The sequence below is a fragment of the Enterococcus florum genome (assembly GCF_004309355.1).
Classification (GTDB): Bacteria; Bacillota; Bacilli; order Lactobacillales; family Enterococcaceae; genus Enterococcus_A; species Enterococcus_A florum.
Genome location: NZ_BJCC01000015.1, coordinates 164,731 through 186,099, shown reverse-complemented (window position 1 = coordinate 186,099; position 21,369 = coordinate 164,731). Strand labels below are relative to the sequence as shown.

Annotated in this window: 22 protein-coding genes, 4 pseudogenes and 1 other annotated feature; of the genes and pseudogenes, 21 read left to right on the top strand and 5 right to left on the bottom strand. The window is 44.1% G+C overall.

Annotated features, from left to right (window positions below):
* Nucleotides 1-3: 3 nt before the first annotated feature.
* From NRIC_RS10575 to sucD, 8 genes are all read left to right on the top strand, one after another.
* Nucleotides 4-789, top strand: a complete 786-nt coding sequence (locus NRIC_RS10575) for a sulfite exporter TauE/SafE family protein (RefSeq protein WP_146622677.1) — start codon at nt 4-6, stop codon at nt 787-789.
* A 21-nt stretch (nt 790-810) separates the two neighbouring features.
* A complete protein-coding gene (locus NRIC_RS10570; RefSeq protein WP_146622676.1) occupies nt 811-1,959 on the top strand; it encodes an iron-containing alcohol dehydrogenase in 1,149 nt (382 codons plus the stop codon).
* Between the two features lie 51 nt (nt 1,960-2,010).
* Complete coding sequence (locus tag NRIC_RS10565; RefSeq protein ID WP_146622675.1) at nt 2,011-3,405, top strand: SLC13 family permease; 1,395 nt, start codon at nt 2,011-2,013, stop codon at nt 3,403-3,405.
* A gap of 28 nt (nt 3,406-3,433) precedes the next feature.
* Nucleotides 3,434-4,225, top strand: coding sequence for an IclR family transcriptional regulator (locus NRIC_RS10560; RefSeq protein ID WP_146622674.1), 792 nt, complete (start codon nt 3,434-3,436; stop codon nt 4,223-4,225).
* Between the two features lie 241 nt (nt 4,226-4,466).
* Nucleotides 4,467-5,897 carry an SLC13 family permease gene (locus NRIC_RS10555; RefSeq protein ID WP_146622673.1) on the top strand — a complete coding sequence of 477 codons (1,431 nt, stop codon included), beginning with the start codon at nt 4,467-4,469 and terminating at the stop codon, nt 5,895-5,897.
* 72 nt (nt 5,898-5,969) lie between these two features.
* Entirely contained in the window at nt 5,970-7,337 is a 1,368-nt protein-coding gene (locus tag NRIC_RS10550; protein ID WP_146622672.1) for an aldehyde dehydrogenase family protein, read from the top strand.
* 58 nt (nt 7,338-7,395) lie between these two features.
* Nucleotides 7,396-8,529: an ATP-grasp domain-containing protein gene (locus NRIC_RS10545; protein WP_146622671.1), complete on the top strand. Its 1,134-nt coding sequence runs from the start codon at nt 7,396-7,398 to the stop codon at nt 8,527-8,529.
* Between the two features lies 1 nt (nt 8,530).
* Complete coding sequence (gene sucD / locus NRIC_RS10540) at nt 8,531-9,469, top strand: succinate--CoA ligase subunit alpha (protein WP_146622670.1); 939 nt, start codon at nt 8,531-8,533, stop codon at nt 9,467-9,469.
* A gap of 105 nt (nt 9,470-9,574) precedes the next feature.
* On the opposite strand, the gene NRIC_RS10535 is transcribed toward sucD, so the two are convergent.
* The gene (locus tag NRIC_RS10535; RefSeq protein ID WP_146622669.1) at nt 9,575-9,883 is read right to left on the bottom strand and encodes a helix-turn-helix domain-containing protein; all 309 of its coding nucleotides are present in this window, start codon (nt 9,881-9,883) and stop codon (nt 9,575-9,577) included.
* Between the two features lie 140 nt (nt 9,884-10,023).
* Here NRIC_RS10535 and NRIC_RS10530 point away from each other — a divergent pair, with 140 nt between their 5' ends.
* The 3 genes from NRIC_RS10530 to NRIC_RS10520 all read left to right on the top strand — a co-directional run bounded on the left by NRIC_RS10530 (nt 10,024) and on the right by NRIC_RS10520 (nt 12,306).
* Complete coding sequence (locus tag NRIC_RS10530) at nt 10,024-10,242, top strand: helix-turn-helix transcriptional regulator (protein ID WP_146622668.1); 219 nt, start codon at nt 10,024-10,026, stop codon at nt 10,240-10,242.
* A 20-nt stretch (nt 10,243-10,262) separates the two neighbouring features.
* Nucleotides 10,263-11,309, top strand: coding sequence for a galactitol-1-phosphate 5-dehydrogenase (locus NRIC_RS10525; RefSeq protein WP_146622667.1), 1,047 nt, complete (start codon nt 10,263-10,265; stop codon nt 11,307-11,309).
* A 172-nt stretch (nt 11,310-11,481) separates the two neighbouring features.
* Nucleotides 11,482-12,306, top strand: coding sequence for a hypothetical protein (locus NRIC_RS10520; RefSeq protein WP_146622666.1), 825 nt, complete (start codon nt 11,482-11,484; stop codon nt 12,304-12,306).
* Nucleotides 12,307-12,471: 165 nt separating this feature from the next.
* Here NRIC_RS10520 and NRIC_RS10515 read toward each other — a convergent pair whose 3' ends face one another.
* Nucleotides 12,472-12,858: a nuclear transport factor 2 family protein gene (locus tag NRIC_RS10515; protein ID WP_146622665.1), complete on the bottom strand. Its 387-nt coding sequence runs from the start codon at nt 12,856-12,858 to the stop codon at nt 12,472-12,474.
* A gap of 389 nt (nt 12,859-13,247) precedes the next feature.
* Here NRIC_RS10515 and NRIC_RS10510 point away from each other — a divergent pair, with 389 nt between their 5' ends.
* The 3 genes from NRIC_RS10510 to NRIC_RS10500 are packed head-to-tail and all read left to right on the top strand — an operon-like array spanning nt 13,248 to nt 15,709.
* A complete protein-coding gene (locus NRIC_RS10510; protein WP_146622664.1) occupies nt 13,248-14,390 on the top strand; it encodes an aminotransferase class V-fold PLP-dependent enzyme in 1,143 nt (380 codons plus the stop codon).
* Nucleotides 14,391-14,396: 6 nt separating this feature from the next.
* Entirely contained in the window at nt 14,397-15,449 is a 1,053-nt protein-coding gene (yedE, locus tag NRIC_RS10505; RefSeq protein WP_146622663.1) for a YedE family putative selenium transporter, read from the top strand.
* 32 nt (nt 15,450-15,481) lie between these two features.
* A complete protein-coding gene (locus NRIC_RS10500; RefSeq protein WP_146622662.1) occupies nt 15,482-15,709 on the top strand; it encodes a putative Se/S carrier protein in 228 nt (75 codons plus the stop codon).
* A 108-nt stretch (nt 15,710-15,817) separates the two neighbouring features.
* Here the strand turns inward: NRIC_RS10500 and NRIC_RS19285 are convergent, their stop codons facing one another.
* Complete coding sequence (locus tag NRIC_RS19285) at nt 15,818-15,964, bottom strand: hypothetical protein (RefSeq protein WP_175580060.1); 147 nt, start codon at nt 15,962-15,964, stop codon at nt 15,818-15,820.
* Between the two features lie 213 nt (nt 15,965-16,177).
* Here NRIC_RS19285 and NRIC_RS10495 point away from each other — a divergent pair, with 213 nt between their 5' ends.
* Both NRIC_RS10495 and NRIC_RS10490 read left to right on the top strand, forming a co-directional pair.
* Nucleotides 16,178-16,633, top strand: coding sequence for a hypothetical protein (locus tag NRIC_RS10495; protein WP_227873784.1), 456 nt, complete (start codon nt 16,178-16,180; stop codon nt 16,631-16,633).
* A 147-nt stretch (nt 16,634-16,780) separates the two neighbouring features.
* Nucleotides 16,781-17,275 (top strand): macro domain-containing protein, encoded by a 495-nt coding sequence (locus NRIC_RS10490; RefSeq protein ID WP_146622661.1) that lies wholly within the window; start codon nt 16,781-16,783, stop codon nt 17,273-17,275.
* 400 nt (nt 17,276-17,675) lie between these two features.
* On the opposite strand, the gene NRIC_RS10485 is transcribed toward NRIC_RS10490, so the two are convergent.
* Complete coding sequence (locus tag NRIC_RS10485; protein ID WP_265416109.1) at nt 17,676-18,221, bottom strand: helix-turn-helix transcriptional regulator; 546 nt, start codon at nt 18,219-18,221, stop codon at nt 17,676-17,678.
* A 15-nt stretch (nt 18,222-18,236) separates the two neighbouring features.
* Nucleotides 18,237-18,431, bottom strand: a pseudogene (locus tag NRIC_RS19695) (AraC family ligand binding domain-containing protein); the annotation flags it as partial.
* A gap of 197 nt (nt 18,432-18,628) precedes the next feature.
* Nucleotides 18,629-18,826: a binding site (T-box leader), on the top strand.
* Nucleotides 18,827-18,872: 46 nt separating this feature from the next.
* Here NRIC_RS19695 and NRIC_RS10480 point away from each other — a divergent pair.
* From NRIC_RS10480 to NRIC_RS19550, 5 genes and pseudogenes are all read left to right on the top strand, one after another.
* Nucleotides 18,873-19,151 (top strand): annotated as a pseudogene (locus NRIC_RS10480) (proline--tRNA ligase); the annotation flags it as partial.
* Nucleotides 19,152-19,162: 11 nt separating this feature from the next.
* Nucleotides 19,163-19,474: a hypothetical protein gene (locus NRIC_RS19860; RefSeq protein ID WP_373862075.1), complete on the top strand. Its 312-nt coding sequence runs from the start codon at nt 19,163-19,165 to the stop codon at nt 19,472-19,474.
* A gap of 58 nt (nt 19,475-19,532) precedes the next feature.
* Nucleotides 19,533-19,970: pseudogene (locus tag NRIC_RS19855) on the top strand (AAA family ATPase); the annotation flags it as partial.
* A gap of 112 nt (nt 19,971-20,082) precedes the next feature.
* Nucleotides 20,083-21,165: a pentapeptide repeat-containing protein gene (locus NRIC_RS10470; protein WP_175580059.1), complete on the top strand. Its 1,083-nt coding sequence runs from the start codon at nt 20,083-20,085 to the stop codon at nt 21,163-21,165.
* 13 nt (nt 21,166-21,178) lie between these two features.
* Nucleotides 21,179-21,292, top strand: a pseudogene (locus NRIC_RS19550) (recombinase family protein); the annotation flags it as partial.
* Nucleotides 21,293-21,369 lie beyond the last annotated feature (77 nt).

Below are 21,369 nucleotides of genomic sequence, written 5' to 3'. Positions count from 1 at the left end.
AAGGTGTCTTTTGAAATTAATTTTGTTTTGGTGGCGTTGATGCAGATTATCGGCTTCTTCGTTCAAGGATGTACTGGTTTCGGCTGTACCGTGATTGCGGCAGCCGTGACCAACGGGTTGTTGGGGACAGAAGCAGGCGTGCCTTATGGCACATTGATCACATTGCCGTTCTTGTATTATTTAGGCATTAAGGCATTTAAGGATGTTTCTTGGAAAGACTTGGCTAAGATCATTGGCTTGTGTGTGCCAGGGATTTTGATAGGGAACTATTTGTTTTATACGATCAGTCCCACAACTGCAAAAATCGGGATCGGGTCGATGGTGACCCTGATCGCCTTGATGAATGTCTACAAATATATCGTGAAGCCGCGTATTTTGAAGCAGATTGTTGCAGAGGAGACTGTGGATACACCGGCGAAAAAGATTTTTCGCTATGGCTGCTTGATCTTAGGCGGGATCGTTCATGGAGCATTTACGATCGGCGGCCCGCTGATCACGGTGTATACGATCGAAGCTGTGCAGGACAAGGAAAAATTCCGTAACACCATGAACATGGTTTGGGTGATCTTAAACACGTGGAACGCCTTTACGCAATTCCGCAATGGAGCATTTACACCTTACATGTGGAGTGCGTTGGCTGTTGGTCTGCCAATGGCGGCTATCGGCTTTTTCTTGGGTATGGGTTTTTTGAAACGAATCAACCGCGAACAATTTTTGCAGATCGTTTACGTTGTTTTACTATTTGTCGGCGGCAACATGCTGGTGACCAGTGTATTGGCAGCAATCTAAAGATGGAGAGGAACACAAGGAATGAAAGATTTTACGTTTAAGATACCGCAAAGCATTGAATTTGGGATGGGAAGCTTGAAGAAGCTCCCAGAAATATTGAAAGAAAATCAATCGCAGGAGGTGTTCCTGATTTCTGACCGCGGCCTGGAAAGCTTGGGCGTGGTCAAAAAGATTCAAGACATTATTGAAGCTGGGGGGATTAAATGCACCACTTATTTGGGGACCGTACCGAATCCGACCGTTGATGTGGTGAATGAATCAACTAAGCTGTACAAAGAATGCGGTGCGACCAGTATTGTTGCTTTGGGCGGAGGTAGTTCAATGGATGTGGCCAAGGCCACAGGGGTTCTGGCTAAGTACGGCGGTGAAATCACTGACTACGAAGGATTGCATAAAGTGCCCGGACCAGTGGTGCCGATCGTGGCGATCCCGACAACGGCCGGCTCCGGCAGTGAAGTCACGGCTTCTGCGGTAATCACTGATGAAGCTCGAAATTATAAAATGTCAGTCATCAGCTATGAGATGCTGCCGAAATATGCGGTGCTTGATCCAGAAATGATCATGACGGCGCCTGCGTCGATTGCGGCAGCCTGTGGAATCGATGCATTGATCCATGCGTTGGAGGCCTATGTGTCAAAAGCGGCTTCACCGTTTACGGATGCGATGGCGGAGAAAGCGATCGCGTTGATCGGCGGGAATTTGCGACAGTTTGTGGCCAATCGTCAGGATGAAGAAGCGGCTTGCGCCATGATGTCGGGTGCGACCTTTGCAGGTATTGCCTTTGCCTGGGCTAAATTGGGCAATGTTCATGCGATGAGTCATCCATTGAGTGCGCATTTCCATATTGCTCACGGGGTGGCCAATGCCATCCTGCTGCCGACCATCGTAGAATACAATGCGCTGGCTGACCGTGGCCGATATGAAAAGATCTATCAACTGATCCGCGAGAAGACAGGTCCTGTAACGCAATTTGAACCACAGATGCTGGTGGATGAAATCAAGAAGCTGAATGCGGCGATCGGTATTCCCAAGACTCTTTCGGAAATGGGTGTTACCGAAGATAAAATCGCTGAGATGGCGGAAGATGCCATGAAGAGTCCCAACGTAGCCGTGAATCCAAGATCGACCAATGTAAAAGATATTATCGAGCTTTACAAGCAAGCATTCTAAAGTGTTGGGGGAGCTGCGGCTCCCGATCTCATACGATTGAGGGAAAAGAAAATGGATATTAGTGTACTGAACGTAGATAGAAAGAATCTCATGGGGTGGATCGTCAGTGTGGCGATCCCGATGATCATCGCCTTTCTGCCAGTTTCTGAGACATTTACACCAAGTCTGAAGCTGTTTCTTGTGATCACGATCTTTGTAATCCTGATTATCGCATTGGAGCTGCTTCCGAGATTGGTCTCTGCGATTTTACTGCCATCACTGTACATGATCAGTGGGCTGGTCCCTGCTGAAGTCGCCTTTGGCTCATGGACGAGTACGACAGTTTGGATGGTTTTGGGCGGATTGATCTTCAGCAATATTTTGGATGAAACAGGGTTGTTAACGCGTATCGCCTATTACGTGATTCGTCAATGCGGCGGGACGTATTCAGGCGCTGTTTTTGGTTGTTTCTTTATTGGTATTATTTTGAACGTGATCACCTTCTGCAACGGCTGGCTGGTGGCTAGTGCCTTGGTTTTTGGAGTGTGCAAGGCAATGGAGATGAAACCGTCAAAGGAGGCTTCTCTGGTCTGCTTTGCTGGGACGATCGGTGCGACGGGGTGTACGGTTTGTTTATATTATCCAGGATATTTTTCGATGCTGGAGGTAGCGATCCGTGAGGTTATTCCCAATTATTCGATGCCCATGCTCACCTCATTGAAGTACAATGGCTTCTTCATTCTCTGGTGTGTAGCTAGTATTTTGATTTTAATGAAGGTGTACAATACCAAAAATTTAAAGATCCACGCCAGCAAAGCCTTATTTGATGAGAAGTACAAACTGTTGGGAGCCATGTCGGTGAAGGAAAAGAAAGCAGTCGTGATGATCGTTCTTCTGCTGGCTTACCTGTGTGCGTCCAGCTTTATTGGACTGCCGGCTGCGTACGGCTTTATGGCGATCCCATTTTTGATGTTCCTGCCGCGGATTGGTATCGGCGAACCGGAAACCTTAGGGAAGCTGAATTTTTCCATGGTGTTCTTCGTCTCGGCGTGCTTGGGAATCGGCATCGTAGGGGCCGAGGTCGGCTTTGGAGATTTTTTGACAGGGATTGCGGTTCCGATGTTGGCAGGAAAAAGTACTTTGGTGGTATGCATCGCGTTCATTTTGATGGGAGCGATTGCAAATTTCTTCATGACGCCTTATGCGATGCTTGGCGGGCTGTCACTGCCCTTCGTTCAAATCGCGGCGACCTTGGGGATCAATCCGATCGCGGCTTGCATGTGCCTGCTTTATTCCTGTGAACTACTGCTGTTGCCTTATGAATCAGCTGGAAATCTGATTATGTACGGATATGGAATGATGCCGATGAAGGATTTTGTGAAGCAGATGGGGTTGAAGGCGGCCATTATGGTGGTCGGTTTTATCGCAGTGATGTATCCGCTGTGGCATTTATTTGGATTGATCTAACGAAGGAATAGAAAGGAACACTGTTCTCATGAGCCAATTTGTCAAAGGACACAAAGCGTCGAACACGAAAAGCTTGAATAAAACACTGGCTATCTTGTCTTCATTTGATGAAACAAGTCCTATGCAGCGAACCTCTGATATCGCTGCTAAGCTGGACATGAATATTAGCACGGTCTCTAGGCATTTGAATACCATGCTGGATTGGGGATTTTTAGAGCGAGAGGATGCGACAGGGTACTATTATCCTGGCATCGAGATCGTTGCATTGGCTGGCCGTTCCATGCAGAGCAATGATGTTTACAGGCATGCCTTTCCAGAGGTTCATCGCTTGTCTCACAAGTACGACGTCTGTGCGCACATGGCTGTACCGAAAAAAGGCGAAGTGATCCATCAAATCTGCAGCTGTGGCGAAAGTGCCATGGAACTGCTGATCCCGATGGGGCACCGTCATCCGATGCATTGTTCCGCGATGGGCCGGGTCTTTTTAGCCTACCTTCCGCCAATAAAAGCGCAGGAGGTCCTGAAAAGCAAGGAGCTGCAAAAATACACCATTGGCACCAAGATTGACGTGAGTGAGATTAATCAGGAATTGATTCGGACGAGAAAACGGGGGTATTGCACTCTGATCAATGAGCTGGCTTTGGGTACCGGCTCGTTGGCGGCGCCTGTGTTCAATCGAAATCGCGAGCCGATTGCAGCTGTCAGCATCTCCACAAGTGCCTACAATCTTAGACAGCCGCAGCGCGAGCAAGTGCTTGCGAAGGCGGTGACCGCTGCGGCTAGCCGGATATCCAGCAAGCTAGGGTATTACCCGAAATAAACAATAGTCAAAAAATGCCGTGAAATGAGCCGCGTATCATTTTTCGGCATTTTTATTTTGTTGCATGTTCTGCAAATGAGTTGCACGATATGCAACAGAAGTGCGCAGATTGACATTCTTTTTTGGTAATTGAAAGAAACCTGGGTTTCGATTGTGCTAATTGTTTTTGTTATTAAACTAGAGGAAACAACAAAAATATTTTTGATGATTTTAGCACAGTGGTTTTGAGGAAGGAGTTCTTATGAATACGACACGACGGTTACTTTATCTCGTACTGGGACCGGCTATCTTAGTGGCCAGTATTTTACTGCTGTCGGATCTGCTTACGCAGCCGGGAGCACAAGCGGTGGGGGTTCTGCTTTGGATGGTTTTTTGGTGGGTGACCCGCCCGGTTCACATGACGGTCACGGCGATCGTGCCCGTTTTGGTAAATGCACTTTTAAACATCGTGCCGATGGCTTCGCTGACGGCACAATATGCTTCTGACAGTATTATTTTGATTTTTGGGTCTGGTTTGCTGACGTTGCCTTGGGCAGCTACAGGGTTGGATCGGCGGGTTGCCTTGAAAATTCTATCAATCATTGGTCCATCGATGCGTTCACAGATCACGGTCTGGCTGCTGGCCAGCATGCTTGTTTCCAGTATCCTGCCGAATGTGGCGGTTTGTGCCTTGTACACGCCGATTGCAGTTTCCATGCTGGCCGCAGCAGGGATCGAAGACATCAAAAACAGCACCCATGCTGTTCCGATATTATTAGCGATCGGTTGGGGTGTTGGTCTTGGTGGTGTCGGAACTCCGTTAGGCGGAGCGATGAATATTGCAGCGATTTCCTTTTTGGAGGAATACACTGGACATGAATTTATGTATGTCGACTGGATCGTTCGTATGGCACCGTACTTTATCGTTCTAGCGATTGTGAGTTTGATCGGCATGCTGCTGCTTTATGGGAAATCAAGTCCTTTGAATGGGACGAAAGAATATTTTGTAAGCAGCTACAGTGAGTTAGGACCAATGAAGCGTGATGAAAAAATCTGTGCGGCCCTTTTCTTGATTGCGTTGATAGGGGCCTTCACACGGCCTTTATACGCGGATCTGCTTCCGGGCTTGGCACCAGCTTATATTTTCCTATTGTTTGGCTGTCTGTCTTTCGTGATCAATGCGGCCAACAAAGAACCGCTGCTTATATGGGAAACTGCACAAAAGGGGATTATGTGGGGCATGATGCTGCTCTTTGGCGGAGGCTTGGCGCTCGGCCGACTGGTCAATGATTCCGGTGCCGGTGCTGCGATTGCGGACATCGTTGCTGATATGTCTCTAGATGGCGGATTGATGACCATTGTAGTCTTTACTATTTTTGCTCGCGTGATTTCAGAACTGACGAATTCAACCGTTGCTTCAGCTGTCAGCATCCCGATCGTGTTGGGCTTTGCGGTCAAAATGGGCTTGAATCCGATTCCGTATTGGTTCATCACGGTGATGGCTTACAATTCGGAGTATCTGCTGCCGATCAGTGTGCGGGCGATTCCGGTTGCTTACGGGTTGGATGCCAATAAGATGCTGAAGGGCGGATTGCCGATGACGATCGCCAGCACAATCTTAGTCATCCTGTTCGGCTATGCAATGATGCAGCTTTGGCCAGCTTTTGGAGAATTATCTTATTTAACTAATTAAGAGCAAGAACATGTGATTCGTGTATCGATTTTCATGAATAAGTGGATTCAGTAAAAAAGGAGTGATTTTTAAATGAGTGAAACAGGAACAGTCGAACAATTAGTGGCTCGTTCAAAAGCGGCACAGGAACAATTTGCCTTTGTGACGCAAGAGCAAGCAGATGCTGCTGCACGATCAGTCTGCAAAATCGTGTACGACAATGCAGAACGATTAGGTGTCATGGCTGCTGAAGAGACTCGAATGGGCAGTGCCGCAGACAAGATCACAAAATGTCGGATGAAATCTTCCTTGATTTGGGAGAGCATCAAAAACGAGAAAACTGTCGGCGTCATCAACCGACTAAAAGACAAACAAATGCTGGAAATCGCCAAACCATTAGGCGCAGTGGCCTGCATTATCCCGTCCACGAACCCGGTAGTTACACCGATGTGCAATGCGGCTTTTGCTTTGAAAACTCGGAATTCCGTGATCTTTGCTCCGCATCCGCGAGCAGTAGAGTGTACCAAACTTTTGGTCGAAATGTTTCGAGGTGAATTGGCAAAATTTGGTTTTCCGGAGGACCTCGTGTTGGGATTGGAAAAAGTTTCGATCGAAGACAGCAGCCGCTTGATGAGTCTGTCTGATGTAGTGGTTGCAACTGGCGGCCCTGCGATGGTCAAAGCAGCCTATTCCAGCGGCAAACCTTCGCTTGGTGTCGGGCAGGGAAATGTCCAATGCATCGTGGATACCGATGCGGATTTGTCTGCAGCCGCTGAAAAAATTTTGATCGGCCGCAGCTTTGACAATGGCTTGATTTGTCTAGGAGAACAGACTGTCTTTGTGCCGGAAAATGACTTTTTGGCCTTTATTGAAGAGATCAAGAAGCATGGTGGCTATTATTTAGAATCTGCAGAACAAGTTGAAAAGCTTCGTGAAGGCATTTTCCCTGAGGGTGGCGCAATGAATCGGGATGTGGTCGGTTTAACAGCCGAACAGGTTGGCAAGGTCATTGGTATCGAAGTGCCCGCAAAAGCAAAGGCCATTGTAGCCAAAGCAGACGGCATCGGTCGCGAGGACGTGCTGTGTCGCGAAAAATTATGTCCGGTATTGACGGTCTATCCGTACCAAACCTTTGAAGAAGGAGTAGCAATGATGGTCGAAAACTTGGATTACGAAGGAAAAGGCCACAGTATCGCGATTCATTCCAATACACCGGAGCACGTTGAATATGCCGCGATTCAGTGTGCCGTTTCGCGGGTCGTTGTCAATCAACCAGCAGGCACGACTGGGGGAGGCTCACCGACGAACGGTTTTACGGCAACAACCACACTTGGCTGCGGCTCATGGGGGAATAACAGCTTCAGCGGAAATTTAAGTCATACCCATTTCATGAACATTACCCGGGTCGGCTATCCGCTTGAGGACTCTTACCTCCCGGATCCAGAGCTTGCTTGGAAATAAGAATGAAAAGGAACAGCACCTTCCGCAGATGCTGAGTCAAACAGAAAGGAATGACCTTATGGATTATTTGGAAATAGAAGGAAAAGCGCAGCTGGAACGCTTCGGTATTCCGATCAACGAAAGTATCCTGCTCACAGAAGATAGTGATTTAAGCAAGGTTCCGTATCCTTGTGTACTTAAAGGCCAGATACTTTCTGGAAAACGAGGAAAGGCTGGTGCAGTTCGAGTCGTAAAAAATGAAAAAGAGCTGCTTGAAACCAAAAAAATCATCGAAGCGATCGAAATCAATGGACAGGTCATGGAAGGCGTGATTGCCTGCGGCTTTCTGCCGATCGAAGAGGAATATTACTTGGGGATGACCCTGGATGTCACTAATCGGGCAATGACCATGCTGTTTACGCCTTATGGCGGAATGGACATCGAAGAGCTGGCCGCAACCGCACCCGAAAAGCTGCTGCGCTTCGACTGTACAGCTGGTTTTGATCCAGAGGCCTTCCGCAAGGCGGCTGCTGTCTTCGATCTGCCGATCCATCGAATGAACCAAGTCGCAGAGATTGCTGAGAAGCTGTCTATGGCTTGCTTTGAATTAGATGCTACGACGATCGAAATTAATCCATTAGCCTTGTTAAAAGATGATACGCTGGTGGCGATCGATGCAAAATTGGTCATCGATGACAACAGTCTCTATCGTCAGGGCGACTATACGCTTTTGCCGAGAACGGCACAGGAACAGTCTGCACAGGAGATCGAAGCGCAAACCCATGATCTCACTTATATCGAGGTAGATCCGGAAGGGGACATTGGGACGATGGCAGGGGGTGCTGGCATTGGAATGGCTACTATGGATACGATCTTTCACTATGGCGGGCGAGTCAATAATTTTCTTGATCTGGGCGGCGGTGTGACAGCAGAGAAAACCTATCAAGCCATGCGAATCCTCCTGCAAAATGAAAGAACCAGTTATATCCTGGTGAACATTTTTGGTGGAATCAATAATTGTGCCGACATGGCAGAAGGGATCACTCGAGCTTACAAAGAGCTGGGCATCCCAAAAACCGTGGTGATTAAAAGTCGAGGCTTCAATCAAGAGCAAGGCTGGGACATGTATCAGGCATTAGGCTTCCCCCAAACCAAATATGGAACCACCGACGAGGCCGTTCAAACATTACTAAAGGCAAAGGAGGGACGATAGGATGAGTATTTTGATCGATCAAGAAACAGCCATGCTGATCATTGGCATTACAGGAAAGCAAGGCCGGATTCATGCGAAGCGCACATTGGAAAGTGGAGCCAATTTGCTGGCTGGTGTGGCGCCGGGCAAAGGCGGACAAACGGTCGAAGGCGTGCCTGTATTCGACACTGTCGCGGACGCTCGTTCGAGCTACCCGCAAATACGCGCGGCTATGCTGCTGACCCCGCCTCAATTTGTTAAGGAGGCAGCCATTCAGGCTCTGCAGGCTGGTATTCAGCTGCTTGTCGTGATCACCGAATTTGTGCCAGTCATGGATACTTTGCACATTGTTCATGAAGCAAACCGAGCAGGTGCTCGCATAGTAGGACCTAACACGATCGGTATCATCTCTCCAGGAAAATCCAAATTGGGGATTATGCCGGCGGATATTTATGGCAAAGGACATATCGGTATCATTTCCCGCAGCGGGACATTGACGCATGAAACAGCGTCAAACCTGACATTCAAAGGATATGGCCTTTCGACCTGTGTGGGAATCGGAGGTGATTCCATCGTAGGGATGAACCACGCGGATGTTTTGGAGTTGTTTGCTGAAGATGACGAAACAGAAGCGATCGTGCTGATCGGTGAAATCGGTGGAACCAGCGAAGAAATGGCTGCTGCGAAAATCAAAGAGTTAAACATCACAAAACCAATTTGTGCCTATATCGCCGGCATGCATGCCCCCGAAAATAAGAAAATGGGCCATGCAGGAGCGATTGTCAGTGGAGACATGGGAACCGTCAAGTCGAAGGTTGCAGCGTTGGAAGATGCCGGCGTTGTCGTTTGTCCGACATTAGGTAAAATCGTTGAATTTATGGATGAACACAATGGGCAGTTGGGCGGACGATTAAAGACCTTAGAACCACGAGAAGATGAATCTGTGGTGCAGACAAGGTAAAAAAACAGCTGAAAAGAACACCCATCGGAGCGAGGATCAGTCCTCCTCCGATGGGTGTATTTTCGTAGTGAAAAACAAAGCCCGAAACCTTCTAAAGCCGCTGCTTCATTTTGGCTTCTTCTGCTTTACAAACTCAATATAATTAATAATATCCTCCAGCTGTTCCGCCACAATATCCTCGTCGATATGAGCAGCGATCAATTCTATATGAGAAATCTGTTCTTCTTCAAAGTAAGAGATGGATACACCAAGTGCCTTCGACAATTTTTTTACAGTTTCAAGAGTAGGGTCCTTTCTTTCGCCTTTTTCCAATCGAGAAATGGTGGAGGCGCTGACCCCGGATTTTAAAGCGAGCTGGTTTACCCCCATACCTTTAGAGGTTCGCAGCGTGTTTAATTTTTTACCAAAGTCCATCAGAAAAACTCCCCTCTTCCTACTAATATATAGCCAATTGGCAACAAATTCGAGTCAATGTCAGCCATTTCGCAACAAAGCGTTGCCTGTAGTCAATGTTCGTATTATATTATTGTCATAGGGCAATGGAGGCGGAAACGATGAGAATAGTACTCAAAAAAGCAGTTTTGGAAGGTATGATGGCTCAATATGGTGATGACGTGTATTCTTTAGCCAAACGAATGGAGGTTGCGCCCTCGACAATCTATCGTATTCTGAATGGCGACAGGGGTATCGGGAATGATTTGATCGTGAAATTTATGAAAGCGTTCGATTTGTCTGAAAAGGAGTTTGACACGTTGTTTGTTTTCAGCGAGTAATGGAAAAAGGAGGGGATCATGTGAGAGCAGCGGTGCTGAAGGGAGTAAACCGATTTGACATCTGTGAGCTGCCTCGACCTGTTCCAAACGAACACGAGGTACTGATCAAGGTAAGGGCGGCAGGAATCTGTCAGTCGGATATTCATTGGATGCAGAGGCAATGGCAGTACGAGCATCCTTTGGTGATGGGGCATGTGTTTGCAGGGACTGTCGAGGAAGTCGGTCGTAAGGCAGAGCGAGCGACACTCGGAGACCGGGTAACTGCAGTACCTTTTCTCCCTTGTCAGAATTGTGTGTATTGCTGCTCGGGAAAATCGCACTGGTGCGAGCACCATGCGATGATCGGTTTTCAACGTCCAGGTGGGTTTGCGGAGTATGTCACTGTCCCCGAGGAAAATCTTCTCCCCATCGGAGAACAAATTTCTTTTGAGGAAGCAATCATGCTCGAACCATTGGCTGTGGCGGCGCATAGTGTCATGGAACTGAACATCCAACCTGAGGATACTGTGGCCGTTTTTGGTTTAGGCATTCGAGGGCTTTTAAGTATGCAGTGGCTCCAATTGACTGGAGTGAAAAGGATCATCGGCATCGATATTGATGAGGACAGGTTGTTGAGATCGAAGCATTATGGTGTGACGGATACCATCCATTCGCTAAAGGAGTCTCCAGAGAAAAAGATAGATGAATGGACGAACGGGCTGGGGACGGATGTCACGCTGGAATGTGCGGGCTCTACGGTTACTCAGGAGCAGTGTTTGAGGGTGACAAAGAGGGGTGGTCAGATTGGTTATCAAGTGCGGGTGCATGCGGATCGTGTATTAAGCCGGGAGGAGCAGGAGACGATTTTCCGCAGAGAATATCTAATGAAAGCTTTGGGACAGCCTTATTCTGAGCCCTTTCCAGGAAAAGAATGGGTGTCTTCGATCCATTTTCTGGAGGAAAGGCAGCTTAAAGTGAAGCCTTTCATTTCTTACCGGTTTAGACTAGAGGAAATCCAATCTGCAATTGATCTAGCATTACTTCAAGAGGAAGAGTGCAGCAGAATCGTACTTCTGAATGATCAGTGATAGAGGGTATTCAGAATAAGTAGAAATAAGGATATTATCAAAAAATAGCTGCCGAACTCTTTGCTTTCTTTCGAATAGAGGAAATCCATTCATTATTTTTTGGAATCGATTGATAAAAAAAAATCTCTATATTACCATGACAGTGGTTAACTATGTACAAAAGGAGAAGCGAATGAAGAGATTTGTTATTTTATTGGTAGGGATATGTTTGTTGGCAGCAGGTTGTGGAAACGAAGGTACACAAAAGAACACGACTGAAAAATCTTCGGAGAAAGTAACGAAAACCGTGGAAAAGAAAGCTGAGACAAAGCAGAGTGGAAAAACGACAGAACTGCCATTGTCACTGGGAGCGGACGAAACTGGGAAATTGCCGGAAGAAAATGGCGAGTACACCCCTTATCTGACGGTAGCGGTACCAGACACTTACGGTTGTTTAACGTATAGTACAGTTTACGAAGAAACCGATGTTTCTGGTGAGACGGAGGGCAAAGAATATTACACGGTAGGAAGCCCCAATGTAAAGGACTGGATGGAAGAAGATGAACAAATACGCTATTCAGGAATGCCGTATAGTTATGTCTGCTGCTTAGATGATAACAATCGTAGTACTTGGTTTCATTACCAAGTATTCAATGAAAAACGTTTCAAGAAAATGCAAGAACAATATCCGACAAGTGATTTTTCGCTGTATGATCGGCCCGTAGAGGAAAAACAAATGGTTCAGATAGGGATAGATGAAGGCAGCGAAAAATCTAAAAAAGCCGTCAAAGATGATAAGGGCAAAGATAAGGCAGCGGGCTTTGCGTACACGTACGATTACTTGATGGTACAAGACGAGGATAAAGAACAGATCATTTATTGTGATTACCAATTTGATTTAGGCGATGGCAGCATTCTTTATTATTCTTTAAAAGCCTATGAATCCGAGATGAAGGTTGCGGATTTTGATCCTGAACAGCATGGGAAAGAAATCGCAGAGAGTATTACACTGAAATAGGTGGGGCCAAATGAATTTTAGCGGCATATTGAATGCTGGCGAGGCGTTTGAAGCGGTGATTTTTTCGAGAGATGTTAGTCAATAGGAAGAGCACGTAAATCAATCAACTGATTGCAAAATAGAGATGCAAAAAGCTTAGCAGCGCCAACAACTGCTAAGCTTTTGTTATTCATTCCCTTGAAAAGGACGAACGTGTTCCGCTACCGAAGAAAATTCTTTCACCGAGCGAATTTTGCCGTCCGGACTGAACTCAATAATCGATACCCCATTGAACCCACCAATTGCACCTGCCAACTCCTCTTTGAAAAACCATTCTACAATAGTCAGATGATCTTGATGAATAAACTGTTTGATGCGCCACTCCAAGACTGTTTGCTTTTGCAGCATGTCTTCAATCCAAGCACGAATCTCGGATAATCCCTGATACTCCGGGCCATAGCATTCGCTGTAATAAATATCGCTGTGAAAGAGGTCTGGTAAATTAGTAAACTCCCGTTTTACCCACATAGCAAAATACTTCTTAACCGTCATTTCCTTTTCTTTTGTTTGCATTTCATCCCTCCTAATGAACTGCTAATCTTATCATCAAGTTTAACATGGAGGTCAATGCCTTTTGACGAGCCATAAAAGAAGAAACAAACAGTTCTATCCAATTGGGGTTAAACAGCGAAGGCGACGCACTTTTTTCAAGGTTTTTCCTTTTCATCTTTACTTTGGCAGACTGAATCAGCTACACTTAACTTGTGATTATCTGAGCGTTCAGTGATCCTAATGTGAACATAAGGAGGTGGGAAAGATGAAACGATTGGTTGATGCATTTACTTGAGCGTGAGGGAATTCCTACTTAGAAGTTTCTAAGAAGTACGATGGGTTTCCTGCTCTACGCAGTCTTTCCTATGTCTTTATGGCTAGGATTTTTCACAAATGAGGAGAAATGAACCATGATTTATTTAGACAACTCTGCTACTACCTTAAAAAAGCCAGCTGCAGTGGTCGAAGCAGTGACTGCTGCTTTGACTCAGCTGGGGAATTCGGGGCGCGGGGTTCACGAGGATTCGTTGAAGTCGTCAGAAGTGATTTTTCAGGCACGTCAGCTGTTGTGCCGATTGGTCAACGGGGAGCAGGCACGTCAGATCGTGTTTACTTCGGGAGCGACAGAAAGCCTAAATTTGGCGATCGAAGGGATGCATGGCAGCGGCGATCACGTGATCACTACAGTCTTGGAGCACAATTCCGTGCTGCGCCCCTTGTATCGGCTGCAGGCTGAAAAGGGGCTGGAGCTGACGATTGTGCCTGCGGATCGACAAGGGCAGCTGGATTATGCAGCGATGGCTGGAGCGATCCAGGAAAATACCAAATCGATCATTGTCACCCATGCATCGAATGTCACGGGCAACGTGGTGGACTTGCAGACGATTCGTGATATTTGCCAGACCCACGGCTTGTACTTGATCGTGGATGCTTCGCAGTCTGCGGGGATCTTGCCGATCGATGTGCAGGAATTAAGGATCGATGTATTGTGTTTTACTGGTCACAAGAGCTTATATGGACCCCAGGGAACAGGGGGTCTTTATGTGCGGCCAGGATTGAAGCTGCGTCCTTTGAAGGTCGGCGGCAGCGGCATCGATACCTTTAATCCAGTGCACCCAACGAATTTTCCGACGGCCTTAGAAGCGGGAACGTTGAATGGTCACGGAATCGCGGGCCTGAGTGCGGGGGTAGAGTACCTTTTGTCAGAGGGTCTTGAAGCAATCTATCAAAAGACCCGCAGCTTACTGGAGCTGTTTTATCATGAGGCTGTTCAGATTGAGGATCTGATCGTCTACGGTGATTTTTCGGCGAAGGTCCGTTGTCCGATCCTGTCGATCAATCTGGGAGAGCGTGATTCTGCAGAGGTCAGCGATCTGCTGGCCTATGAATACGGGATCGCTACTCGTCCGGGCGGGCACTGTGCACCTTTGATGCACAAGGCCTTGGGGACAGAGGAACAAGGAGTGGTTCGTTTTAGTTTATCTTCCTTTACGACTGAGTTTGAGATCATGGAAGCCATCCATGCTTTACAAAAAATTCGTCAAAAGGGGTAATGATTTATGGAAGGCAAAAAGATGTATGTTTCTGTTGGTATTGGGTTTGGATTGATTGCAGCATTGCTGGCTTATTTTGGCAATCCGGCGAATATGGCGATCTGTGTGGCTTGTTTTATCCGCGATATTGCTGGTTCGGCAAAGCTTCATACGGCACCGCCTGTGCAATACCTGCGTCCTGAAATTATTGGGATTATATTTGGTGCGATGCTGGTGGCGATCCCGCGCAAGGAGTTTGCGGCAAAGGGCGGATCATCCACGGCAACGCGGTTTTTATTAGGAGTTATGATGATGATTGGTGCGCTGGTCTTTCTTGGCTGTCCGCTGCGGATGGTCCTGCGGATGAGCGGCGGCGATTTAAATGCTTATGTGGGTCTGATCGGATTTGTGGGTGGTATTCTGACAGGCAGCTTGTTTTTGAAGTCAGGTTATTCTTTAGGTAAGTCTGTGGAAACGAAAACCACCAGCGGTGTGATGATTCCAGGCTTTTTCCTAGCGTTGTTTGGCCTTTTTCTATTGGTTCCGTCTTTGTTTAGTGTCAGTGCAGAAGGGCCTGGAAGCTTTCATGCACCGGTTCTGATCTCGCTGGGCGGCGGCTTAGTTTTTGGAGGTTTAGCACAATTGTCAGCGATTTGTTTTTCTGGAAGTATCCGCGACATTATTTTAATGAAGAACTTTAACCGATTTACAGGGGTCCTGACGTTGTTTGTCGTCGTTTTGATCTACAACCTGGCAACAGGTAATTTCAACCTAGGCTTTACAGAACAGCCGATCGCACATACTGAGCATTTATGGAATATTCTTGGGCTGTATGTTGTCGGTTTTGCTGGCGTCCTGTTAAGCGGTTGTCCATTGCGGCAATTAATCTTGACTGGACAGGGGTCTTCAGATGCTGGAGTGACGGTGATCGGTATGCTGGTAGGCGCTGCCTTTGCCCACAATTTTGGTCTGGCTTCTTCTGGAGAAGGGACGACGGAATTTGGCCGAATCGCCGTGATTTTATGTATTGTCCTGTTGTTTGTCATCGCACTCACACATCGTGGGAAAAAGACGGCTTAACCGTCAAATGGAATAAGTAAGGAGTATTCGCTGTGTCCAAAGAATGGCTGTTCGTGACCTTTGATACCGAACACGAAGCACTGCACTTTTCAAGCTTGTGCAAACAAGCCTCCATCGAGGGACGACTGATGCCGATTCCCCGAAAATTATCTGCCGGCTGCGGCATCGCTTGGCGCTCTGAACCGAACTGGGAACAGGCGATCTTAGCGTTGATGCAGCGGTATGAAACGGAGCTGTCGTGCAAGCTGGTGAGGCTATAGCTTAAGTAAAGAAGAACGATCGAGAGGATGCCTTTACTGCAGTCTTTCGATCGTTCTTTTTGCTTTCTTGCTGGACGCATTCCGTATTGATTTATAAATGATGTTAACTCATTGGGTGTGTCTTGTACAATGCTGGTGTAGAGACAGGATCTTTTGCAAAGACTGTTCGTATTCGGCTTTGAAAATAGTACGACTGTCTTTGGCTAAAGCCAATTCGTTTTCATGAAGGGCCATCCCAAAATCTTCTTTTGTCATTTTAAATCCTCTCGAGTAATCTTTTTGGAACACCTGCTTACTGCCAATAAAACGCCAATGCATATAAGTACCCTACCATTTTTTCATGACTATATTTATTATTCCAATGGCAAATAGCAAGCAGGTAAAGATGTGACCAATTGCTTTTTTGGCGATCATTGGAATGTTATACTTTGTTTAGATAACTAATTTCGCAAAATTGGAGGCGCTTATTTGAAGATATATACCATTCAAGAACGAGGCTTTCTTAAGAACGTTGATGCGGAAGGCTTTATTATTCCAAGGTGTATCGACCCGGAATTATCGGTTTTTACAGACGACGAGGAAGCGCTATGGGCATTAGAGTGGATGAAGGAGCAGTTCAAAAAACGAGTTCAAGTTTCTTTAGATCGTGATTTTATATGGGTATGGAGAGATATTTGTCATTTGAATCACGCCAGAAATGATGGATTCCCAGGCTTTGAAAGGTATGCTTTTTTTACCTTTGAAGTTCCTGCAAAGTATTACAAACAAACCATTCTCTGGTCTAATTTTATTAATTGGCATATTCCTTTGAATCGATTTTGGAAAGAATACGAGGACGAAAAAGAGCGTTATGAGATGATTTTTGATCTTCCAAAGAAACCAAAATACGGATACGTTCAAGGTGGTTACCACAAGGTTGCATAAGGACTGGGTCAAGAGGATTACGACTGCGTAGAAAAAGAAGCCTATCAACACCAATCAAGATCCTTGATCATTCCCTTCTACTGGCTGATAATCAAAGGAAGCCTTTTCGACGGTGAACAAAGCAACGGTTTTGAAGGAGGATTTTTCATGGTAGAAATTATGGTTGGAGATATTTCACGATTGGACCTGGCAGTAGATGGGATCGTGAATGCTGCGAATGCGGGCCTGATTCCTGGCGGCGGAGTGGATGGTGCGATCAACAGGGCTGCGGGTCCTGAGCTGGGAAAAGTCATGGCTCAGTTTGGTGGGACGCCCACAGGAACGGCAGTCCTTACACCTGGCTACCAATTGAATGCAAAATATGTGATCCATGCGGTCGGGCCGCGTTATGTCGATGGAGAGCATGGCGAGGAGCAGAAGCTTGTTGCAGCCTATGAAGCGGTGTTTGCCCTTGCGCATCAGTACCAGTTAACATCTCTAGCGATTCCGGTGTTAAGTTCGGGAATCTATCGCTATCCTAAGAAAGAGGCAGCACGCGTCTTACTCGATGTTGCCACAAGAACGGAAAATCAAGACATCACGGTCTACATCGTGGTCTATGAGGCAAGCTGGCTTTCTATTTTTGAAGAATTGCGGTCTTGATCAATCACCTGCATTTTGCGCAGGTGTTTTTTTCGGCTTTTACTCGGATATTTGGAAAACAGACGAACTAAAAAACGGTATATAAAAATAATATTGTAAAATGTTAATTCAATTTTTAAGGGAAAAGCTGCGCCGGAAGTAAAAGGAGATGTCTGCTGGGGGTACTCCGGTGTCATTTCTATTATTAAATGTCTAAATGTTTTACCAATATTTGGCGTACACTAAAAAGTTAAAATTAGTTCTATTAGAATAACAAGACCTAAATAAATCATCTTATCTAAGTTTTTTTGAACAATAACTATAAGCCATATTATTCCCTTTTACTTAAGAGAAACGAACACATTAAACAATGTTCTTCAAAATTTTTGACTTGCTTGAAATGATATCAATCAGATAAAACTTATATTTGATACTTTTCCGATATTGTAACGGTGTTCTTCCTAAAGGCTTGAATGAAACTAGAGCCATCTTTAAAACCAGTTTGGATTGCAATTACTTCAATTTTGTCGTCAATGACCAAAATTCTATTGGCAGCTTCGCGAATTCGATATTGCAGCAAATATTCATAAGGGGAATAATTCGTAAAGTCCTTAAAAGTACGGGAACATTCAGAAATAGAAACATGTGCCACTGCTGCAATTTTTTCCAAAGTAAGTTCTTTTTGAAAATTTTTACAATAAGTTCTAGCATCTCTTGCATTTTTTTGACGAACATGTTGTTTTGAAACCCTTTGAGACTGGCTCTTACTAAAATATGGCAACAATTCATTCCAAATAGTGACTAGTTCGACTGCAATTTGATATTGCCAGTGTAGTTCTTTTGATTTTGAATAAATTTTATTTATTTTCAGAATTCGATTTAAAATTTTATTTTGCCAAAAAGTGTATTCATTAAAAATAATAGGTAATTGTTGAGTTAAAAAGGGGAGAACCGCTTTTTGTTTCATTGTACTTCCAAGAAAAAAAGACAGCATTATTGGATGAAAATTAAGACTGTAGTAGCTACCATCAAACTCCATTGTTTTTGTAGTATACAGTGCTTCTGCCGGAATAAAAATTGCCTCTTGCTCGGCTAACAAATAAGCCTCTCCATTGATCTGTAGTTCCAGTGGTCCCTTTTCAGCATAAGTGAATTGAATTTCTTGGTGCCAATGTAAATCATTAAAACCACGCCCTTTGGGTTACATAGAAAAACGATTAATTCGATAGATTTCAAAAGGAAAAGTTGAATCATTATATTTATTCTCTTCATGCAACTGATAATTCATAGTTTATTCAATCCTTGATGAACTAGTTTAATTCTACTTGAGCATATTTTTATATTTTTAGCTCCTTCTTGTTAAGATATGTGTATACCAAAGAGATCATTTAGACTAGTAAATTTATTCAAGTTAATAGAGAATCGATGACGCTGAAAATTCGATAACTAAAATAAATAGAACCTGCTGAATGCTCGGTTAACAAACTAGCTCGTATACCTTGCGTTAAAAGGTTCAAGTTGGGTTATTAATAGCCAATTAAGGTGGTACCACGAAACAATTTCGTCCTTTTTTCACAGGATGAGATTGTTTTTTTACATATTAGAGGAGGGAATTTATATGACAAGTTTACAAAAAAGTGATTTTTCAAAGTGGTATCTACAAACTATCCAACAGGCAGAATTAATGAGTTACTCAGAAGTACGTGGCTATATTGTTTTTCGTCCTGATGGTTATGAATTATGGGAACATATCCAAGAAGAAGTGAATAAATATCTTCGTGAGGAAGATATCCGAAATGTTTATTTTCCAATGCTAATTCCAAAAAGTTATTTCATGAAAGAAGCCGAACATGTTGAAGGTTTTGCTCCTGAACTCCCATGGGTAACAGAAGCTGGTGAGGTATTTCAATGAATAAGACGAAAACATTTATTGAGACGAAGGAATATAAACGATTTGCGGAATTCTGTGACGCATGCATTAAATACAAATACATTGGAGTCTGTTATGGAATTCCTGGAGTTGGAAAGACTGTATCAGCACGCCATTATGCTAACTGGGATAGTATTTATAAACAAATTGATTTTAAAGTTAACCAGGAGATCGGAATAGATGTAACGAAAGAAATTATTCATGTTAATACGATGTTTTGTACAGCGCCAGCAGAAAGACAAACTAAGATTAGTGGTGATATTCATACTTTTGGCGTGCGGATTGACTAGAAATATTTATCTAACCGAAAAAGAAGGAAAAGAAGATGGCGGATTATCGACTGACGCATATAAGGGAATTGATTTAATTATTGTTGACGAAATTGATCGTTTAAAGCCTCAGTTTTTTGAGCAATTAAGAGATATTTATGATCAAAATGACATTGCCAGGCTCTTAATCGGTATGCCTGGTATAGAAAAAAGACTAAGCAGGTACCCTCAGCTCTATTCAAGAATCGGATTTACACATGAGTTTGATAATTTAAGCAAAGGTGAGATTCATCATATTATTGAATACAAATGGTCGGATCTAGGACTTGATCTGAAATTGGAAGATTTTTCTGACTATTAAGCAATTACTAGCATTATAAAGATTGCGAAAGGAAATTTTAGATTACTGCACCGACTATTTGCTCAAATCCATCGAATACTGGGAATTAATCAGTTAAATACTATTACTGTCGATGTTGTAGAAGCAGAAAGAGATAGTTTAGTTATTGGGTTATAACCATCCATGTATTATAGTAAAAATGCGTCACTTAAAAATAAAAGTGACACTTGTTTGATATAATTGAATTTAACAAACCACAATGGAGTTGCTCAAAATAAAGGAGGTAATTATGAAAATTCAAACCAAAACAGAAACAGGTAAAAAAAAGAGACATATTGAGATAAAGGAAGAATTAACTGTATTAAAATATGAAAATAGAGAACTACTGAAAAATGGAACCTTATCGATAGGAACATTACAGATACTTTTTATTCTTTCATTCTTACTTACCGTTTTTCTTGTATGGCTTATACCCAAAATTTGGGCTGACCGAATAGATATTTCACTCCAATCTCTTGTAGTTATCACAGCCGGTATTCCCACCATCTATCTCTGGATTATTAATCAGCGTAAAAAAGAGCGACAGATTATTTTAGAAATGGAAAGAGAGTTGAATGTGAGATTTGTAAAGTCAGTTGAACTTTTTTCAAACAGAGAAACTTTTATGGCTGGTTGCTACTCATTAGCAACACTTATTAATGATTGGAGTGAGATGGACGTTTCGATTCAAAAAGCTCATTCACAAATGGAAAAAAGCGCAAGAGTCTTATTTAATGTTGATAGAGAGGATTCTAGGCTTTCTGATCAAAAAATTTTAGATCAATACCTTGCTTTATTAAGAGAAACATTTGTTTCAACTTTAAGAATAGGGGACTCCGTCATTGATTACAACTTGAAATTATTAAACCTATCAATGCTCGATTTACACAACTACTCTACCCAGTATAGCTACATTGGATATGATTGGATACACGATTTAGAAAAATTGAGGAATCTTACCAGTTTTACTTCTGACTTTAGAGAGACTAATTTTGAATTCTGTGATTTTACGTATTCAGGCCTGAGTTGGTTCTTATTCTGCAGATCCAACCTGAAAGGGGCTGATTTCAGTCACGCTAAACTTTTCAATACCAATTTCGCAGGAGCAAACCTTAAAAATAGTAGATTTTTGAACACTTTTCTTGTTGATGCCGACTTTTCAAATGCTGATCTCACAAACGCCATTTTCATCAATTGTAATCTAGAAGGGGCAAGATTCAATAATGCGAATGTTAGCGGCATTCAAATAACTGAGGACTTATTGTCCTACCTACAAGCTGGTGGAATAGATACATCAAACATTGAACCAATTAAAGAAATTAGATGGGAGTGATAATTTGTCTCGAATGGGATATACCAGAGTAAGTAGTAAAGATCAGAATTTAGATAGACAAATCGAGTCCCTAACCCACTGCTCGAAAATATTTACTGATAAATCGAGTAGAAAAGATACAAATAGACACTCCCGACCGCGCAAAAACAGGAAGCCGGCGAAGAGTAAACATGCATTGGAAAAAGGCTCAACGATCTCAGAGAG